General features: G+C 68.8%; 15 protein-coding genes and 2 pseudogenes. 15 read left to right on the forward strand and 2 right to left on the reverse strand.

What is annotated here, in order from left to right; all coding sequences use genetic code 11:
- Positions 1 to 146 precede the first annotated feature (146 nt).
- Positions 147 to 1,337 (reverse strand): annotated as a pseudogene (locus Dfulv_RS21775) (bifunctional 3,4-dihydroxy-2-butanone-4-phosphate synthase/GTP cyclohydrolase II); the annotation flags it as partial.
- Positions 1,338 to 1,488: 151 nt separating this feature from the next.
- Between Dfulv_RS21775 and Dfulv_RS21780 the strand changes: the two are divergent.
- The 14 genes and pseudogenes from Dfulv_RS21780 to Dfulv_RS48880 form a co-directional block, all read left to right on the forward strand.
- The gene (locus Dfulv_RS21780) at positions 1,489 to 1,827 is read left to right on the forward strand and encodes a hypothetical protein (RefSeq protein WP_259866185.1); all 339 of its coding nucleotides are present in this window, start codon (positions 1,489 to 1,491) and stop codon (positions 1,825 to 1,827) included.
- A gap of 581 nt (positions 1,828 to 2,408) precedes the next feature.
- Entirely contained in the window at positions 2,409 to 2,864 is a 456-nt protein-coding gene (locus tag Dfulv_RS21785) for a nuclear transport factor 2 family protein (protein ID WP_259866187.1), read from the forward strand.
- Positions 2,865 to 2,986: 122 nt separating this feature from the next.
- Positions 2,987 to 4,129: a 3-hydroxy-9,10-secoandrosta-1,3,5(10)-triene-9,17-dione monooxygenase oxygenase subunit gene (gene hsaA, locus Dfulv_RS21790; protein ID WP_259866189.1), complete on the forward strand. Its 1,143-nt coding sequence runs from the start codon at positions 2,987 to 2,989 to the stop codon at positions 4,127 to 4,129.
- Between the two features lie 244 nt (positions 4,130 to 4,373).
- The gene (locus Dfulv_RS21795) at positions 4,374 to 6,020 is read left to right on the forward strand and encodes an FAD-binding protein (RefSeq protein ID WP_259866190.1); all 1,647 of its coding nucleotides are present in this window, start codon (positions 4,374 to 4,376) and stop codon (positions 6,018 to 6,020) included.
- Between the two features lie 2 nt (positions 6,021 to 6,022).
- The gene (locus Dfulv_RS21800) at positions 6,023 to 6,778 is read left to right on the forward strand and encodes an SDR family NAD(P)-dependent oxidoreductase (RefSeq protein ID WP_259866192.1); all 756 of its coding nucleotides are present in this window, start codon (positions 6,023 to 6,025) and stop codon (positions 6,776 to 6,778) included.
- A gap of 83 nt (positions 6,779 to 6,861) precedes the next feature.
- Positions 6,862 to 7,788, forward strand: a complete 927-nt coding sequence (locus Dfulv_RS21805) for an aldo/keto reductase (protein ID WP_259866194.1) — start codon at positions 6,862 to 6,864, stop codon at positions 7,786 to 7,788.
- A 76-nt stretch (positions 7,789 to 7,864) separates the two neighbouring features.
- Positions 7,865 to 8,278: a VOC family protein gene (locus Dfulv_RS21810; protein WP_259866196.1), complete on the forward strand. Its 414-nt coding sequence runs from the start codon at positions 7,865 to 7,867 to the stop codon at positions 8,276 to 8,278.
- Between the two features lie 30 nt (positions 8,279 to 8,308).
- Positions 8,309 to 8,761 carry a nuclear transport factor 2 family protein gene (locus Dfulv_RS21815; protein ID WP_259866198.1) on the forward strand — a complete coding sequence of 151 codons (453 nt, stop codon included), beginning with the start codon at positions 8,309 to 8,311 and terminating at the stop codon, positions 8,759 to 8,761.
- 687 nt (positions 8,762 to 9,448) lie between these two features.
- Positions 9,449 to 10,615, forward strand: a complete 1,167-nt coding sequence (locus Dfulv_RS21820; protein WP_259866200.1) for an ABC transporter substrate-binding protein — start codon at positions 9,449 to 9,451, stop codon at positions 10,613 to 10,615.
- Positions 10,616 to 10,745: 130 nt separating this feature from the next.
- Positions 10,746 to 12,773: a branched-chain amino acid ABC transporter permease gene (locus Dfulv_RS21825; protein WP_259866202.1), complete on the forward strand. Its 2,028-nt coding sequence runs from the start codon at positions 10,746 to 10,748 to the stop codon at positions 12,771 to 12,773.
- The gene (locus Dfulv_RS21830) at positions 12,770 to 13,510 is read left to right on the forward strand and encodes an ABC transporter ATP-binding protein (RefSeq protein ID WP_259866204.1); all 741 of its coding nucleotides are present in this window, start codon (positions 12,770 to 12,772) and stop codon (positions 13,508 to 13,510) included. Before Dfulv_RS21825 ends, Dfulv_RS21830 begins: the two co-directional genes overlap by 4 nt.
- Positions 13,507 to 14,304 carry an ABC transporter ATP-binding protein gene (locus tag Dfulv_RS21835; protein ID WP_259866207.1) on the forward strand — a complete coding sequence of 266 codons (798 nt, stop codon included), beginning with the start codon at positions 13,507 to 13,509 and terminating at the stop codon, positions 14,302 to 14,304. The genes Dfulv_RS21830 and Dfulv_RS21835 overlap by 4 nt, the downstream gene beginning before the upstream one ends.
- A gap of 23 nt (positions 14,305 to 14,327) precedes the next feature.
- Positions 14,328 to 15,821: an FAD-dependent oxidoreductase gene (locus Dfulv_RS21840; RefSeq protein ID WP_259866209.1), complete on the forward strand. Its 1,494-nt coding sequence runs from the start codon at positions 14,328 to 14,330 to the stop codon at positions 15,819 to 15,821.
- A gap of 267 nt (positions 15,822 to 16,088) precedes the next feature.
- Positions 16,089 to 16,403: pseudogene (locus Dfulv_RS48880) on the forward strand (zinc-binding dehydrogenase); the annotation flags it as partial.
- Between the two features lie 292 nt (positions 16,404 to 16,695).
- Here Dfulv_RS48880 and Dfulv_RS21850 read toward each other — a convergent pair.
- Complete coding sequence (locus tag Dfulv_RS21850; RefSeq protein ID WP_259866213.1) at positions 16,696 to 17,157, reverse strand: MarR family winged helix-turn-helix transcriptional regulator; 462 nt, start codon at positions 17,155 to 17,157, stop codon at positions 16,696 to 16,698.
- 236 nt (positions 17,158 to 17,393) lie between these two features.
- On the opposite strand from Dfulv_RS21850, the gene Dfulv_RS21855 reads away from it, so the two are divergent.
- A complete protein-coding gene (locus tag Dfulv_RS21855) occupies positions 17,394 to 18,722 on the forward strand; it encodes an MFS transporter (RefSeq protein ID WP_259866215.1) in 1,329 nt (442 codons plus the stop codon).
- The last annotated feature ends 8 nt before the right edge of the window (positions 18,723 to 18,730 follow it).

Consider the following 18,730-nt stretch of genomic DNA (forward strand, 5'->3'; position numbering starts at 1 on the left):
GCTCAGGCCGGGTCGTTGTCCTCGGAGGCAAGGCCGAACATGCTCACCCGGCCGCGATGATCGGCGGGGGTGGCGCCGCGGACGCCACGGTGTGCCAGAGCAGCCCACGACACATCGTCGTCGTACCAGGGCAGTCCCGACAGATCGTGGCCCATCCGGTCACGCTTGCTGCGCAGGTAGCGGAGGTTGTGCGGATTTGACCGGACCGGGATCCCGACCCGTCCGATGATCTCGAGTCCGTAGCCTTCCAGACCGGCGCGTTTGGTGGGGTTGTTGGTCAGCAGCCGCATGCTCCGCACCCCCAGGTCGACAAGGATCTGGGCGCCGATCCCGTAGTCCCGGGCGTCGGCCGGCAGGCCCAGTCGAACGTTGGCATCGACGGTGTCCGCACCGGCGTCCTGCAACGCGTAGGCACGCAGCTTGTGCAGCAGGCCGATGCCGCGACCCTCATGCCCACGGAGGTAGATCACCACGCCTCGCCCCTCCCGGGCGACCGCTGCGAGTGCGGCGCGGAGCTGGGCACCGCAGTCACAGCGTTGCGAGCCCAGCACGTCGCCGGTCAGGCATTCCGAGTGCACTCGGACGAGCACATCCGTGCCGTCCCCGATCTCACCGGTGAGCAGCGCCAGGTGCTCGGTACCGTCGATCAGGCTGCGGTAGCCGAGCGCGCGGAACTTGCCCGCGTCGAGCGGAAGCTCGGCGATGGCCACCCGCTCGACCTGCTGCTCGTAGCGTCGCCGGTAGCTGATCAGGTCGGCGATCGAGATCAGCAGCAGGTGATGGCGCTCGCAGAACGCGGACAGCTCAGGCAGCCGTGCCATGCTGCCGTCGGCGTTGACGATCTCGCAGATGGCGCCGGCCGGACGTAGCCCGGCCAGCCGCGCGAGGTCCACCGCGGCTTCGGTGTGACCGGCGCGGCGCAGCACCCCGCCCGGCCGGGCCTGCAGCGGAAACACGTGACCGGGACGTGCGATCGCGGTGGCTTTGGTGGTCGGATCGGCCAGCAGCCGGATGGTGCGGGACCGGTCGGCGGCCGAGATTCCGGTGCTGATGCCCTCCCGGGCATCGACGGACACGGTGAACGCGGTCCCCATGCTTTCGGTGTTCCGCGCCACCATCGGACCGAGTTCGAGCCGTTCGAGGGCGTCGGACTTCATCGGTACGCAGATCAGGCCGCGGCAATGGGTCATCATGAACGCCACCAGCTCAGGGGTCGCCAGCTCGGCGGCGAACACCAGGTCGCCCTCGTTCTCGCGGTCCTCGTCGTCGACGACGACCACCGGCCGGCCGGCGGCGATCTCCGCCAAGGCAGCGTCGATAGAAGCGAACGTGACCATCCAGCCACGGTAGACCTGATGCCGGGGGTTGCGTGGCGAACGGTGCCACTGGATGAGACACCAGAGTTGACCCGCGGTACCCCGGCGTGAACAGTGGCCGCAGGGCATCACGGTCGAGCCCATCGCCGAACGAGCATTGTCGAGGAGAGCCATGAGCGTCGATGTGCAACCAGGCACCCGTGTCGATGCCTTCCGGGAGCGGATCGCGGAGATGAAACTGCCGGCGCCCGCACCGGGCCGGGACCGGGTCCTGGCCCGGCTGGGCATGCTGCTCGCGCTACTGGGCATCGTGCTCGGCGTGGTCGGTTACTTCCTGTCCTACAACACCGACAACCCGCTGAACCAGAGCGATGCGCAGATCGTCGCGATGCTGGGTATCGCGTGCGCGGTGACGGGGTCCGGGGTGTTCCTGCGCTACTCCTTCGCACAGTTCCTGCGGGTGTGGTTGCTCCGCCTGATCATCGAGCAGCGGGAGCAGCAGGAGAAGTAGCCCACCGAGCTATCCATCGGCTTGCCGGTGGCCTGGCTGCTCGGGGCGTCCTGCTGGACGCACCGAGGGCGCCGGGTCACCGGCGGCTGCGGTCCGGCAGCGGTCTGGACACCGCCGACCAGTACCGCCGGCACCCGCGTGCGGCATGAACGCCCGTCGGCCGGCCAGCGCCACCTTCTGGTCATAGTGACAATGCGAGCGGCCACCGCGTCTGGATCGACGAGTTGGTGCAGATGCTGGCCGGGGACCTGGTCGACGTCCCAGCCGCGTACGCGGGCATCCTGCGCCATGTGGTCATACGACGGCCCGAACAGCAGATACCCACACGGCCGGTTGTCCCAGCCGTCAGGTACGGGAATCTGCTGCTCGTAGTAGCTATGCACAAGTACGAACGCGGGATCCACCCCTCCACAGTTCCATAGGCCGGCTGACGGCCGCTGCTCGGGTCGTTACACCCGAACAAATCCGGATACCGCCCGGCTTGCGTTCTCCGGTGCCGCTGGTGCGGTCGAGATTGCTGTGGTCCCGCCTGGTGGCACGAGGCCACCCGAGGCCGCGGTGACCGGCCGTACGGTCAGCCGATGGAATCCACCTACGCGGCGATCGCCAGGCTTGTGTACACCTATGCCGAACGGCTGGACAGCGGCGACCTCGCGGGCATGGCCGGCCTGTTCAGCAAAGCGACCCTGCGCACCTCTGGCCCGGCCGGCATTGTCACCTTCACCGGCTCGGACGAGGTGCACAACGCGTTTGCGAACTCGGTTCGCCGCTTCGAGGACGGTACCCCGTCGACGAAGCACGTGACGACCAATCTGATCGTCGACGAGGACCGGGAGGCCGGTACCGCTACCGGGCGGGCCTACTTCACCGTGCTGCAGGCGCGGCCGGAACTGGCGCTGCAGGTGGTGGCGGCGGGCAGCTACCGGGACATGTTCGTCCTGGACGCCGACGGCTGGCGGTTCGCCGACCGACTGATCCGCATCGAGCTGGCCGGCGATTTGAGCCGACATCTATCGGTTGCGCTGCCGACGTCCTGATCCCGGCCGGTCGCCGTGCCGCTGATTGGGATGTGTTGGTGGACAAGAACACTTCTCGATCGCAGAGTGTCCTAGAGCACCGCGCTGCCGGAGCTCGTCGCGAGGATCCAAGGAGGTCGGGCATGAGCCCGGACGACATGCTGGACAAGGCCCGCGCATTGGCACCCGTGCTTCGCGAGCGCGCCTTCGACACCGAGAACGCCAGGCGTATTTCCGACGAGACGATCAACGATCTCAAGTCAGCCGGTTTGTTCCGTTTGCTGCAACCGGCCGTGTACGGCGGCTTCGAGTACGACCCGCAGGTGTTCATGGAGGCAGCGATGATCATCGGCGCTGCCTGCCCCTCCACCGGCTGGGTGTACGCCGTCGTGGGGGTGCACAGCTGGCAGCTGGGGCTCATGCCGCAGCAGGCGCAGGAGGACGTCTGGGGCGCCGACCGCGACGTGCTGATCAGCTCCTCGTACACGCCGCGGGGCAAGGTCGAGATCGTCGACGGCGGGTATCGGCTGAACGGTCGGTGGTCATTCTCGTCCGGGTCCGACCACGCCGAATGGGTGATCCTGGGCGGTGCCGCGACCGAAGCGGACGGCACGGTGCGCCGGCTGTGCTTCCTGCTGCCACGCACCGACTACGTCGTCGACGACGTGTGGCACGTGGTGGGTCTGCGCGGAACGGGCAGCAACGACGTCGTCGTGGACAACGCCTTCGTCCCGCAGCACCGCACCCACCCGTTCACCTCCGGCAGTGTCACCAGCGAATCGCCGATCTACCAGTTGCCGTTCGGGTCGGTGTTCAGCTTCGGGATCACCGCGCCGCTGCTCGGTGCCGCGCAGGGTGCGCTGGACGAGCACATCGCCTGGACCGCCGACCGGGTCCGGATCTCCAAGGGCTCCCGCGTGGCGGAGGAGCCGTTCTCGCAGGTGCGGGTGGCCGAAGCCGCCGGTGAGCTGGACGGCGCCCGGCTGCAGATGATGCGCGATCTCGACGAGATGATGGCGCTCGCCCGTGACGGCAAGGAGATCCCGATCGAGTTGCGTGCACGCAGCCGTCTCGACCAGGTGCGCGCCACCCAGGTGGCGGGCTCCGCCGTGGACCGGGTGTTCACCAACTCAGGCGGACGGGCGCTGCACGAACTGAATCCGATCCAGCGGGCCTGGCGGGACATTCACGCCGGAAGCCTGCACAACAGCAATGTCGCCGAACCGATCCTGATGGCCTACGGCGCCCTGCAGTTCGGGTTGTCCATCGCCGATCAGGGCATTTGAGCCAGCCGGCAGGAGGATCGCCGCCCGCTCTCGGCCAAGACAGGCCGGCTCGAGGGCTCCATCGGGATGACCTGCCAGACGTTCTCGTTGCTGTCGCTCGATTCGCCGTGAACATCCTTGCGGCCGTACAGGAGCCGCTCAGCGCGCGAGCTCGAAGTACCACTGCTCTACTTCCGCAGCACCTACGGCACCTTCGATGGCTGAAGACGCGAAAGGAACGTGACCGATGGCAGGCATGCAGAGTATGCGCCCCCCGCGGAGCTGGAGTGCCGAGACCGACGTGGTCGTGGTCGGGTCGGGGTTCGCGGCGTTCGTCGCGGCCTCGATCGCACGTGGGCGCGGCTGCGGGGTGGTGATGCTGGAGGCCGACGATGAGGTCGGCGGCATGATGCGGATCTCGTCGGGGGAGTACTGGGTTCCCAACAACCCGCAGATGCGCGCGGCCGGCATCGCCGACCCCAAGGAGGACTGCCTGCGGCTGATGGCCCGGCTGTCCTACCCCTCTCGCTACGACCCGAACTCCAGCACCCTCGGCATCCCGGCGCGGACGTACCGGATGTTCGAGACGTACTACGACGTCGCGTCCGTCGCCACCGAAGAGCTCAACGAGATCGGCGCGATGGGCTCGGTGTTCAGCGACGGCGTGACGCCGGATGCGGTGTTCAACCCGCAGGGCCACATCGAATACCACAGCGAACTGCCGGAGAACAAGGTGGAGTACGGCCGCGCCATGATGGCCGACACCGGCGGGATTCACGGTCCCGGGCAGGGGCAGGCCACCGTCGACCTGCTCTACGCGCACAGCCAGCGTGCCGGTATCGAGGTGCGCACCGGACACCGGGTGGAGCAGGCCTTCGTCAACGCCGCCGGTGAGGTCGTCGGGGTCGCCGCGAGCACCGCACTGGGAACTGTCACGGTGCGCGCCCGCAAGGCGGTGATCTTCGCGAGTGGTGGCTTCTTCCACGACGAGGAGCTGCGCACCCAGATGCTGCGCGGCACGGTGTGGGGCGTGACCGCACCGAAGACCAACACCGGTGTGTTCCTGCGCATCGCACAGCAGCTCGGCGCCATGACCGAGAACATCGACAGCGTCTGGTGGGGCCAGATGGCGGTCGAGGAGGTGCGCGAAACCCATCGCTCCGACTCGATGGCCTTCTGGTTGTACGGCGACAGCATGGTGCTGGTGAACCGGCACGGGGTACGCGTCGTCAACGAGAAGGCACACTACAACGAGCGCGGGCGGATCCACACCGTCTACGACGCGACCACCAAGGCGTACGAGAACACCGTGCTGTTCCAGGTGTACGACGACGCGCTGGCGAAGAATCCCGAGATGGGCGTGAAGTACCCCGTGCCGTACCCGGGTCAGCCGTGGGACCTGGTGATCTCCGGCGACACCTGGGAGGAACTGGCCGAGGCGATCGACGAGCGGCTGGCCAAGCTCGCCGGTGAAACCGGTGGCCTGCGGCTGGCGCCGGACTTCGCGGCGAACCTCGCCGGGACGGTGGCGCGGTTCAACACCTTCGCGGAGAGCGGGCACGACGAGGACTTCGGTCGCGGCACCGCGCCGGGCGAGCGCGGGTACAGCGTGCTCGGGCTGACCCGCGGCGTCAACCGGACCATGTACCCGTTCGCGTCGACCGGGCCGTACCACGCGATCCTGATCGGCGCGGCGGCTTTCGACACCAACGGCGGGCCGTCGATCAACGAACGGGCGCAGGTCATCGACAGCAACGCCGAACCGATTCCCGGCCTGTACGGCGCCGGGAACTGTGTCGGATCACCGGGGCACGGCGCATATTGGTCCGGCGGCGCGACGCTGGGCAACGCGCTGGTGTGGGCGTACCAGGCCGGCGTTTACGCCGCCGCCGAGCCGGTCAAGGAGGCATGAGCATGGCTGACGGACGTTTCGCGGGGAAGGTGGTCCTGGTCACCGGGGCCGCTCGGGGGCAGGGCGCGGCCGAGGCGTGCCGGTTCGCCGCCGAGGGCGCCACGGTGATCGGCTGCGACGTGCACGACAGCGCGGAGATCGGCGACGGCGTCGGCTACGCCCGGCTCGACGTGAGCTCGCGAGCGGCCTGGGCGGGTGTGGTCGCCGACGTCGTCGGGGAGCACGGCCGCCTCGACGTCCTGGTCAACAACGCCGGCATCGGTGTGCTGGAAACGCTGGCCACCGTCACGCCTGAGGACTGGTCCCGGGTGATGGCGGTGAACCTCGACGGTGCCATGTACGGGATGCAGCTGTGCGCACCGGCGATGCGGGACTCCGGCGGGGGCGCGATCGTGAACACCGTTTCGGCGGCGGCCTTCTACGGCTTCGCGCTGCCGGCGTACAACGCCAGCAAATGGGCGCTGCGGGGGCTGACCAAGACGGCCGCGCTGGAGTTCGTCGGCTGGGGTATCCGGGTGAACGCGGTCCATCCCGGGCTCGTCACCTCGCCGATGTCCGACGGCGCCGCGGAGATGACCGAGAAGATCCGGCTGGCCACCCCGATGCGCCGGGGTGCCACGCTGGAGGAGATCGCGGCGCTGGTCGCGTTCCTCGCCTCGGACGAGGCGTCCTTCATCACCGGCTCGGATTTCGTCATCGACGGTGGCCTGCTCGCGGCCGGCGCGATGGGCGAAGTGTCCTACGACTTCGGCTCATGACCCGCGGCGATCGGAGCTGAGCGATGCGGCTGCGAACCCTTGGCCGGGGCGGGCCTGCCGTCTCGGCCATCGGGCTGGGTTGTATGGGCCTGGTCGACGGCTACTTCGGCGCGGTCTCGGCCGACCAGGCCACCCGGGCGGTGCATCGAGCGCTCGATCTGGGAATCACGCTGTTCGACACCGCCGACTCATACGGCGCCGGGGCCGGTGAGGAGCGCCTCGGCGCCGCGCTCGCCGGCCGCCGCGACGGCGTACTCCTGGCCAGCAAGGTCGGGCTGGTCGCGAACCACTCGGCCGCAGGGCGGGTGGTCGACGGACGTCCGGAGCACGTCCGGGCCGGTGTCGAGGCCTCGCTCGGCCGGCTCCGGACGGACGTCATCGACCTGTACCAACTGCACCGGGTCGACCCGCAGGTGCCCGTGGAGGAGACCGTCGGGGCGATGGCCACGCTGGTCGCCGAGGGCAAGGTCCGCTATCTCGGGGTGTCCGAGGTGACGCCGCAGCAGTTGCGCCGCGCGGCCGCGGTGCACCCGCTGGTCTCGGTGCAGAGCGAATACTCGCTGTTCGAACGTGGCGTGGAAGCCGGGATACTGGCCGAGTGCGACCGGCTCGGGGCGGCCCTGATCGCGTTCGCGCCGCTCGGCAAGGGGCTGCTGACCGGTCGCCTGCAGAGCGTCACCGGCTTCGCCGACTCGGATCTGCGCTCCCGGCTGCCCCGGTTCGGGGGCGATCATCTGCGCCACAACCAGCAACTGGCCGCAACGCTCGGCGAACTCGCCCGGGCACTGGACATCACCTCCGGTCAGCTCGCGCTGGCCTGGCTGCTCAGCCGCTCCGCCCTGGTCCTGCCGATCCCGGGAAGTACGAGCTCCGATCACCTCGCCGAGAATGCCGCCGCCAGTGACATCGACCTGCCGGCCGAGGTACTGGTCCGCATCGACGCGGTGCTCGCCGCAGATCCGGTGTCCGGCGATCGGTACCCCGAGGACTGGCGGCTACCGGGCGGCTGAGCGCCGCTCAACGGCATCGCCGCGCCTGCGGACGGCCGTCCGATTCAAGAGACTGCGCACCAAGTAAGGAGCGGGAATGGTAGCGGTCATCAACAACGAAGCGATCGAGATCGGCATCGTCGTACGCGATCCGGAGAAAGCGCTCACGTTCTATCGGGACGTGCTGGGCCTTCCGTACCTCGGTGATCTGGAGTTTCCGGGAACACATATGTGGCGGTTCGGGGCCGGCGGTTCGGTCGTGAAGCTCCTTGCCCTTGAACCAGCGCCACAGGATTCGAACCCACCCGGCACGGTGCCGGCCACCGGATTGCGTTATCTGAGCCTGTTCGTCAGCAATATCGAGGATCTGGTCAACGAGTGCGCGGCGTTCGGCTGCGCCATTGCGACACCGGTCACCGAATTCCGGCCGGGTGCCCGGTTCGCCTTTGTCGAGGATCCCGAAGGCAACCGGATCGAATTGCTCGACGTGGCCGGCTCGACCGCCGCCTAGAGGACCGAGACCGGCAAAAGAGAGGTATCGATGGATGACGACGAAATCACCGAACTGCGCCGCCGGGTAGCCGAACTCGAGGACGAACGCGCGGTGGCCCGGACCATGGTGCGGTACGCCGAATCACTCGACTACGGTGACAGTGCGACCTGGGCCGACACCTTCACCCCGGACGGGGTGTTCGACGTGCGCCGCCGGGGCGAGCCGATGTTCGTGCACACCGGCACCGAGAGCCTCATCGCGTTCGCCGACCAGCACACGTCGGCGCCGACCGTCTACCACAAGCACTTCCTGTCGGTGCCGTCCATCGCGCTTGACGGTGACCGGGCGGTCGCGAGCACCTACTTCACCATGCTGTACGAACGCGACACCGGGCCGATCGTGCTGGTGTTCGGCCGGTACCTGGACGAACTGACCCGCTACGCGGGCACCTGGCGCTTCAGCCGCCGGATCGTCGACATGGAAGCGCTACCGCCCGGTTAGCATCCGCGCCCGGGGGCGCGTGAGCGGTCAGGACCGCCTCAGGACCGCCTCTGTCCAGCGGCCGGAGCATCGCGATGATGCCCAGGAACCGTCGGCGACCAACTTTCCGAGGCGTTGCGCCGGCACAGATTCTCGACCTGATCCGCACGCTCGCGGTGCACTGGCACGCCTTGGGTCCTGCTGGTCACCCATGACATGGGTGGTCGTCGATGCGTGCGACCCGGGTGGTCGTGATGTACGCCGGGCAGGTGGGCGAGTTCGCGGACACCGCCCCGATCTTCGGCCGGCGCGACATCCCTACACCGAGCAAGCGAGTGGCCTCGGCTCGGCCACACTCGGTCATCCGGCAGCCGCGTAGTCGCGGAGTTCAGCGAACTCGGCGTGTTGACGCTGCGGGTCCGCCGATTCGGACCTCCGGGAGTTCGCCGTTGTTCCGGTTGCCAGCCATGCCATTCAGTGGAACGGGGGCATCTGGCGCCGAGCAGATTCAACGACCATCTGGTCATACACCGAAAGGGGTCAGCCATGCGACAGCGAACAGCGGCGTTGGCCGCCGTCACCGCATTACTGTTAGCGCTTGCCGCCTGTGGCGGCCATGGCGCTCCCAGCCCGACAACACAGAACAGCACGGCGCCGGCCGGCGCAACGGCGGGCGCATCGGCAGGGAGTTTCGGCACCCTGGGCGAAGTGTGCGGCCCCGGCGACGCCAAGGGCGCCACCGATGTCGGCGTCACCGACACCGAGATCCGGGTCGGCACCGTCGCCGACGTCGGCTGGTCGGCCGCTCCCGGCCTGCTCCAGCCGATCTTCGACGGGGCCGACGCCTTCGTCAACTGGTGCAACGCCGCGGGCGGCATCAACGGCCGCAAGCTGACACTGGACAAGCGTGACTCCGCGATGAGCAACTACCTGCCGCAGGTGAAGACGAGCTGCACAAGCAATCTCGCCCTGGTCGGCAGCATGGGCGTCCTCGACGACACCGGCGTGGACGCCTGGGTGGAGTGCGGGATGCCCAACTTCACCGCCGCCACCGTCGGTGCCAAGGCCGCCGACGCCAAGCTGATGGTTCCGCTCAACCCGATCCCGAGTACGCAGCAGAACGTCGGCGGCTTCCACAAGCTGTTCGCCGACAACCCCGGCATTCAGAACGCGATCGGCACCCTGTACGCCGATGGCGCCGCGGGTGCCCGGCAACAGCACACGTACAACGAGGCGATCACCAAGATCGGCGGGAAGCTCGTCTACACCGCCCAGTACAGCTCCGCCGGCCAGGTCAACTGGGGCCCGTACGTGCAGGCCATGAAGAACGCCGGGGTCAAGTTCCTCTTCGTCAACGCCACGGTCACCGCGGTCGCCGGCCTGCAGCAGGCCATGGCGACCCAGAACTGGTACCCGGACATCCAGATCTCGCCGCCGCAGCTCTACGACGCCACCTACCTGACGCTGGCCGGCAAGGTCGCGAAGAACCACTACGTCTACATCCCCACCACGCCGTTCGAGACCGCCGACACCGTTCCCGCGGTGGCGCAGTTCCTGAAAATCCTGAAGGAGCACGCGCCGAAGGCCAAGCTCACCTTCTTCAGCTCCACCGCCTTCTCCTCGTGGCTGCTGTTCGCCCAGTCGGTGAAGGCATGCGGGTCGCAGGTGACCCGGGCCTGCGTGATGACCGAGGTCGGCAAGGTCAAGAACTGGACCGGCGGCGGCCTGCAGGGTGAGATCACCCCGTCGGAGAACAAGACGTCCGAGTGCTGGATCGTCATGAAGGTCGAGGCGGACAAGTTCACCCAGGTCATCCCCAAGGAGATCGGGAAGTACGACTGCGACCCGCAGAACGCGCCGACCGTAACACCCTGATCCTCCGCAAGACGACGAGCAACCATCGCCACCCGGGACCGCGCGCTGCCCGGCCCCGGGTGGCGATCTGCCGGACCCGCTGTCCACTGCGTGATCTGATCACTTTTGACCGCCCGGAGGTCAACACCGGATGCATGAGCTCATCGCCTATACGATCTTCGGCCTGGTGACGGCAGCCATCTACTCGATCGCGGCCAGCGGTCTGGTGGTCACCTACACCACGTCCGGCGTGTTCAACCTGGCCCACGGCGCGTTCGGGATGTTCGGCGCGTTCTCGTACTGGCAGCTGCGGTTCGGCTGGGGCTGGCCGACGTGGCTGGCGCTGCCGCTCGTGGTGCTCATCCTCGCGCCGCTGTTCGGCTGCGGCCTCGAACGGCTGCTGATGCGCAAGCTGACCGACGCCACCGAGGCGACCAAGCTCGCGGTGACCATCGGCGTCATGCTGACCCTCGTCGGTGCGGCGCTGTGGATCTGGGATCCGCAGGTCAGCCGTCCCTTCCCGGCGTTCTACGCGGGGAACAAGGTCGACATCGCCGGCGTGTTCGTGACCTGGGACCAGCTGATCACGCTGGCGCTGGGTGTGCTGTGCGCGGTCGGACTGCGGCTGCTGCTCTACCGGACCAGGATCGGGCTGGACATGCGGGCCGTGGTCGACGACCGGTCGCTGGTGCTGCTCAACGGCGGCCGGCCGGACCGGGCCGCGATGACCAGCTGGGCCGTCGGTTCGATGCTCGCGGCGCTGGCCGGCGTGCTGATCGCGCCCTACCTGCAACTGGCGGTGATCCCGCTGACGCTGCTGGTGGTCAACGCCTACGCGGCGGCGGTGATCGGGAAGCTGCGGAGCCTGCCGATGACCTTCGCCGGCGCGCTCGTCATCGGCCTGGCACAGAGCTACGCGGTGGGCTACCTGCCCACGTCCACGGTGCCCTGGCTGCAGAGCTTCCCCACCACCATCCCCATCATCGTGCTCTTCCTGGCCCTGCTGGTGCTGCCGCACCAGCGGTTGCGTGGCCATGCGGCCCGGCGCAGCCGGGAGTCCTTCCCGGTGCCGACCTACCGCATGTTCGTCATCGGTGCGGGCACCCTGCTGATCGTGGCCACGCTGCTGGCCATGGTCCTGCCGACCCAACCGCTGTTCTCGATGAGCACCGGTCTCGGTCTCGGCATCATCGGGCTCTCGCTGGTGCCGCTGCTCGGCTACGGCGGGCAGATCTCGCTGTGCCAGATGACCTTCGCCGGGGTCGGCGCGCTCACCTTCGCCCACGCCGCCAAGGACGGCAACGTGCTCGGTCTGATCGCTGCGTTCGCCGTCGCGGCGATCTGCGGCGCGATCACCGCACTGCCGGCGATCCGACTGCATGGGCTGTACCTGGCGCTGTCGACCGCCGCGGTGGCCAGCTTCTGCGACCTCTGGCTGTTCGGCCTGCCGTCCATCACGGTGTTCGGCTACCGGGTGCCGCTGTTCGAATCCGGCTCGGTACCGACCGCCCGGCTGGATCTCGGCGGCGTCAACGTCAGCGACGACCGGATCTACTTCGTGGTCCTGACCGTCGTCTTCGCCCTGATGGGCCTGGGCGTGGTCGCACTGCGCCGGTCCAGATACGGGCGGATGCTGCTGGCGATGCGGGAGAGCCCGGCCGCGTGCGCGACGCTCGGGCTGCGACTGACCACGGTCAAGCTCAGCGTGTTCGCGTTGTCGGCGGGGATGGCCGGCGTCGGTGGTGCGCTGCTGGCCGGGCTGTCGGGTCAGACGGCGTCGACCCAGTTCTCGTTCTTCGCGAGCCTGCCGCTGCTGCTGCTGATGATGGCCGGCGGTGCCGGCATGGTCAGCGGCGCCCTGTTCGGCGCGGTGACGCTCGGCCTGTTCAGCACCTTTGCCCACCTGTCGTCCCTGTTCAACCGGGGCTCGCAGCTGCTGCCGGGCCTGGTCGGTCTCGGGCTCGGTGAACAGCCCAACGGGGTCGCCGCCGACATCGGCCGCGGGCTGGCGAAGCTGAGCCGGCGGGGTGCACCGGCGGCCCCGACGGAACCGGAGTCCGCTGACCACGCCGAGAACACTGCCACCATCGCCTGGGAATGGAGCGGCATGGACCAACCGCTGACCGATCATGAACGGAACCTGCTGGACGAGCGTCTGGGTATCGGGGCCGGGCGATGAGCACACTCCTCGAACTGCGCGGCGTGACCGTCCGGTACGGCGGCGTGACCGCCCTTGACTCGGTGTCGATTTCGGCCGAGGCCGGCCGGATCACCGGACTGATCGGCCCGAACGGCGCCGGGAAGTCGACCCTGTTCAACGTCGTCAGCGGCCTGGTCCGGCCCCGGACGGGAACGGTGCTGCTGGACGGCAGGGACATCACCCGCCTGGTGCCACACCAGCGGGCCCGGCTGCGCATGGCCAGGACCTTCCAGCAGCTGGAACTGTTCGGGGTGCTGTCGGTCGCCGACAACGTGCTCACCGCCGCCGAGCTGCGCCGCGGCTGGGCCCGCGACAACAGCGACCCGAAGGCCGAGACCCAGGCCGCCCTGGAACGCACGGGCCTGCTGGACGTCGCCGACGAACGAGCCGACGGCCTGCCCACCGGCATGGCGCGCCTGCTTGAGGTAGCCCGGGCGCTGGCGACGAGCCCGAGACTGCTGCTGCTGGACGAGCCGGCCGCCGGCCTGAACGAGCAGGAGTCCGCGGTGCTCGGTGCCCTGCTCGCCGGTCTGGCCCGCGACGGCCTGGCGATCGTGCTGGTGGAACACGACATGGACCTGGTGATGCAGGTATGTTCGACGATCACGGTGCTCAACCTCGGCCAGGTCCTGATGACCGGAACACCTCAGCAGGTGCGCACCGACCCTGCGGTACTCGCGGCCTATCTCGGATCGGCACCGGAGAGGACGGCATGACCGACATCGCGAGCCCGGTGAGCCTGAACGGCCCGGCAACCCACCCGTCCGGGACCGCCGCGGCGCGGCAGGAGGCGCCCGAGAGCCCGCCGTTGCTGGAACTGCGCGGTGTCCGTGCCGGCTACGGCGCCATCGAGGTGCTGCACGGCATCGACCTGGTGGTGCCGGCCGGTGGCATCTTCGCGGTCCTCGGCCCCAACGGTGCCGGCAAGTCGACCATGCTGCGGGTGATCGCGGGCCTGCACCGGGTCTCGGCCGGAACAGTGCTGCTGGCCGGACGCGAGGTCAACCAGGCCGCGCCGGACGAGCTCGCCCGGCGCGGCCTGTGCCTGGTGCCGGAGGGTCGTGGGGTGTTCCCCAACCTCACGGTCGAGGAGAATCTGCGCCTCATCACCCACCTGGGCCACCGACCCGCCGAGATCGAACAACGGGCGTTCACCCAGTTCCCCCGGCTGGCGAACCGGCGCAAGCAGCTGGCCGGCACGCTGTCCGGCGGGGAACAGCAGATGCTGGCACTGGCCCGGGCGGTGGTGGCCGATCCGGCAGTCCTGCTCATCGACGAACTGTCGATGGGTCTGGCGCCGCAAATCGTCGAGACGCTCTACGGCCTGGTGGCTGACGTCGCCACGCAGGGCGTCACGGTGCTTGCCGTGGAGCAGTTCGCCACCACCATCCTGGGCCTGGCATCCGCCGCGGTGGTCCTCACCACCGGACGGGTCGCCATGACCGGCACTCCGCAGCAAGTGGACCAGGAACTGTCCGGCCTCTATCTCGGAGCCACTCCGAACGTCTGACCATCATCGCTGGAGGTATGAGAATGGCGACCAAGGCTTCGGCCCGGCCGATCACGCAGGATCAGGTACCAGCCTGGGACATCGAGACCGACGTGGTTGTCGTGGGCTACAGCATCGCCGGCGTCTGTGCCGCGCTCGGCGCGTCGGAGGTGACGGACCGCGTCGTCGCGCTGGAGCGCGGAGGCGGATCGGAGGGGACCTGCGGCGGAATCCTCTACCTCGGCGGCGGCACCCCGATGCAGCAGGCGATGGGGCATCACGACACCGCCGACGCGATGTACACCTTCCTGCTCGCCGCGCTCGGTCCCGGCGTCGACGAGGACAAGCTGCGCCGGTACTGCGACGGCAGCGTCGAGCACTTTCGCTGGCTGTTCGAGTCGGGGGTACCGCTGATCAGTGGGCCGGACCGGGAAGGTACCCCGCTGGCGACCCCGGACCCGGACGGCTTCGTCCAGGTGGGAGCGCAGGAGTACGCCGGCGGCGGACTGGTCTGGACCGGGGGAGAGCAGGCACATCCGTTCAATCAGCTGACCGCGCCGGTTCCGCGCGGGCACATGCCGCGCGACCCGGACGGCACCGAGGACCTGTTCGAGGGCGCAGTGCTGAAGTGCCTGCTGGCCGCCGCCGAACGGGCCGGTGTCCGGACGGTCTTCAACACCGGGGTGGAGCGGCTGGTCGTCGACGACGCCGGCCGGGTGGTCGGGGTGGCTGCCCGCAGCTTCGGTACTGCCGTCTTCGTCCGCGCCGCCCGTGGCGTCATCATCACCACCGGTGGCTTCATCTACAACGACGAGATGCTCGGCGAGCACTGCACGCCCGCCGTGCACGGCGCAGGCAAGCTCGGCCACGGTGGGCAGGACGGTCTGGGTATCCAGATGGCGCAGATGCTCGGCGCGGACGCGATCCACATGGACGCGGTCGACGCGACCCTGGTCTCCACCCCGCACATCTCGTTCATCAAGGGGATCCTGGTCAACTCCCGGGGGCAGCGCTTCATCAACGAGGACACCTACTACGGCCGGCTCGGCACCGAGACGGTGCTGCGGCAGCACTCGGAGTGCTATCTCCTCGTCGACGACAAGATCTTCCTGGAGTCGTCGTGGCTGCGCCCGGCCTGGGCGTCGGACTCGCTGCAGGATCTGGAGCAGCAGATCGGGTTGCCCGATGGTGCGCTCCAGCAGACGGTGGACTACTACAACCGCGGTGCCGAGGTCGGCGAGGACCCGTTGTTCCACAAGGGTGTCCGGTGGCTGCAGCCGTTGAGCCCGCCGTATGCGGTGCTCGACCTGCGCCACCGGTCGTTTCCGATCCAGGCGTTCACCATGGGCGGTCTGCGCACCGATGTCGGTGGTCACGTGCTGGATGTCGAGGGCCGCCCGATCGACGGGCTCTTCGCAGCGGGCCGTGCGTCAGCGGGTCTGGCCGTGCACGGCTACTGCAGCGGCATCTCCCTCGGTGACGGAAGCTTCTTCGGGCGGATGGCAGGCCAGACGGCGGCCCGCAACCCGAGCCGGTAACCCCGTGGCAACGACGTCGCGGCGTGGTCGCCGCGGAACCGCTCGGGTTCGTCACGACCCGGCACGCCGAGGCCCGGCCACGCGGCTGTAGGCCGTGTGCGGTGTCCCCGCCGGAGGCATTCAGGCGGCGTAGCCGGCTCGGCAGCGGGTACCCCAGCTGTATGAGGCTGGGGTACGTCTTTGTCGTGCGAAGAGAACGGGCCGGCCGGCTTGCTCGAACGGGCCTCGGCGGCTGAGGAGGCCGGCTTCGAGGGGCTGTGGATCTCGGACCTGCTGGGGGTACGAGCTGGAGAAACCGTGCTCATCCACGGGGCCAGCGGGTCGGTGGGGACCATCGCCGTTCAGCTGGCTGTTGCCCGCGGCGCAACGGTCATCGGCACCGCGAGCGAAGACAATCAGGACTATGTCCGGTCGTTGGGCGCCATCCCGATGCTGTACGGCGAGGGCCTCGTCGACCGGATTCGTGCATCGTCCCGGCACGTCGACGCCGTGTTCGACGTGGCCGGCAAAGGTGCGCTCCCCGACTCCATCGTGCTGCGTGGAGGAACCGACCGGATCGTCACCATCGCCGACCCGGCTGCCGGGTGCCCAGCCCACCTCCACCGCCCGTCGCGGCCAGCCCGTACTGCCGCGTCGTGGACTCCCCGTGGATGCGGACCTGCACCACGCTGGACTGGCGGACGTACACCACCGCCAGCCTGCCCCGATGTGAGGCGGTGATCTTCGAGGTCGCCTTCACCGCGACCCGCCCGAGCCAGCAGCACCGCAGCGGTCATGTTCGCCACGGCCATCACGGCCTCGACCGGCTATTCGCCGGCGCCCACGCCTCATCCCCGTCCGCGCCGTCCGGCCGACCGATCTCACCGTCGACACATCAGTTGTGCCTGTCACCATGATGATCGACGAGGCGGGTGAGCAGGTCGATCAGGTTCCGCCGGTCGGCTGCGGGCAGCGGGGCGAGGTATTCGTCCTGGGCGGCGGCGAGTAGCCGGTCGAGGTGGGTGAGTTGCTTTCGGCCTGCCGCGGTGATGGTGATGATGTTGCGTCGGCGGTCTTCTGGGTCGGGTGCGCGCCTGAGGAGTTGCCGTTCGGCGAGGTCGTTGACGGTCGCCACCATGTCGCTGCGGTCGATGCCGGTGCGGCGACCGAGGGCGGCCTGACTGGCCGGGCCGTACTCCTCCAGCGCGGCGAGCACGGAGTAGTGGTAGCGCCGAACGCCGGCTTGGGCGAGCGCCTGATCCACGATCCGGTTGGCGGCCAGTGCCGCCTGGTTGGTCAACCTGCTAGGCAGCGCGCGCAGCCGTTGCGGCGGCGGCGTTCCCTCTGTGGTGTCCACAGGGTCAATCTAGCAAATAATTGGCCGCGCCCACGATTAGCTGTATTGTTGGGCGAACCAACGTTGGCCAGCCCAACATATTCGCTGTGTGGAGGTGCGATCTCTCGTGAGCACAGCCACTACCAAGGCGCCAGACGACGTGCCGGACAGTGCGCCGCCACTGCGTCGCTGGATGGCGCTCGGCACCGCGACCACCGGTCAGACCTCAACACTCAACCACGATGCAAGGAGATTCCTTGAGTACCGACGCCGGTACGACGCCCGCACCGAAGGCGACCCGAAGAGAATGGCTGGGCCTGGTGGTCCTCGCGCTTCCCACCATGCTCATCGCCATGGGCCTGACCGTCCTGCATCTGGCGCTACCCACGATTACCGCCGACCTGCGGCCCGGCAACACCGAGTTGTTGTGGATCGGAGCCTGGACCGGCTTCTTCGGGCTCGGCACGGTGATCGGACCGCTGGTCGGCGGCACGTTCCTGGAGCTGTTCTGGTGGGGCTCGGTCTTCCTGCTCGGCGTCCCGGTCATGCTGCTGCTGATCGTGCTCGGTCCGCTCGTGCTGCCGGAGTACCGGGACAAGTCGGTCTCCCGCCCGGACCTGATCAGCGCGATGATGTCCATCGTTGGGGTCCTCGCCCTGATCTTCGGCCTCAAGCGGATCGCAGAGGACGGCCTGCGCCCCGACTCGGGCATCGCCATCGTCGTCGGCCTGGCGCTGGCGGCGCTCTTCATCTCTCGCCAGCGCCGGCTCGAGCAGCCCCTGGTCGACCTCTCACTGTTCCGTAACGGCGTGTTCGGCACCGCCCTTGGCATGCTCGTGCTGGCGACCCTGCTCTCCGCGGCCTCGCAGTTCTTCGTCATGCAGTACCTGCAACTGGTACGCGGGCTGCCCCCGATTCAGGCCGGACTCTGGTCGCTGCCCACCACCATCGCGGTCATGATCGGCGCCATGGCGGCCCCTGGCCTCGCCAGCCGCATGAAGCTGAGCAAGCTGCTCGCCGGCGGCCTGGTGGTCACTGCGGTCGGCATGGTGGCGCTGACCCGAGTCAGTGGTCCCTCCGACCTCTATGTCGCGGTGACAGGGGCGGCCGTCATCGGGCTCGGGCTCGGGCCGATGGTCGCGCTGGGCACCGGACTGATTGTGGGAGCCGCCCCGCCCGAGCGGGCCGGTGCGGCGTCCGCGATGGCCTCGACCGGCACTGAGCTCGGCAGCGCGCTGGCCATCGCGGTGTTCGGCAGCATCGGCTTCGCGGTGTACAGGGCTCAGCTGGCCGACAGGCTCCCCGAAGGGCTGCCCGCCCCTGTCGTCGAGACGGCCAAGGACAGCCTCGCCGCCGCTGTCAACGTCGCCCGTGAGCTACCGGCCGCCCAGGGCTCCGGGCTGTTGTCGGTGGCCCGTGAGGCCTTTGTGTACGGCCTGCAGACGACCGCGATCGTTGGCGCGGTGCTCGCCATGCTGCTGGCCATTGCGGCCGCGGCCCTGCTGCGCAACGCCCGGACGCCGAGCCCTCCGCCGTCAGGGGAGCCGGACAACGCGGCGAAGTCCTTCGAGAAGCTGCACAACTGACTTCCTGG

This window comes from Dactylosporangium fulvum (assembly GCF_025137375.1).
GTDB classification, from domain to species: Bacteria; Actinomycetota; Actinomycetes; order Mycobacteriales; family Micromonosporaceae; genus Dactylosporangium; species Dactylosporangium fulvum.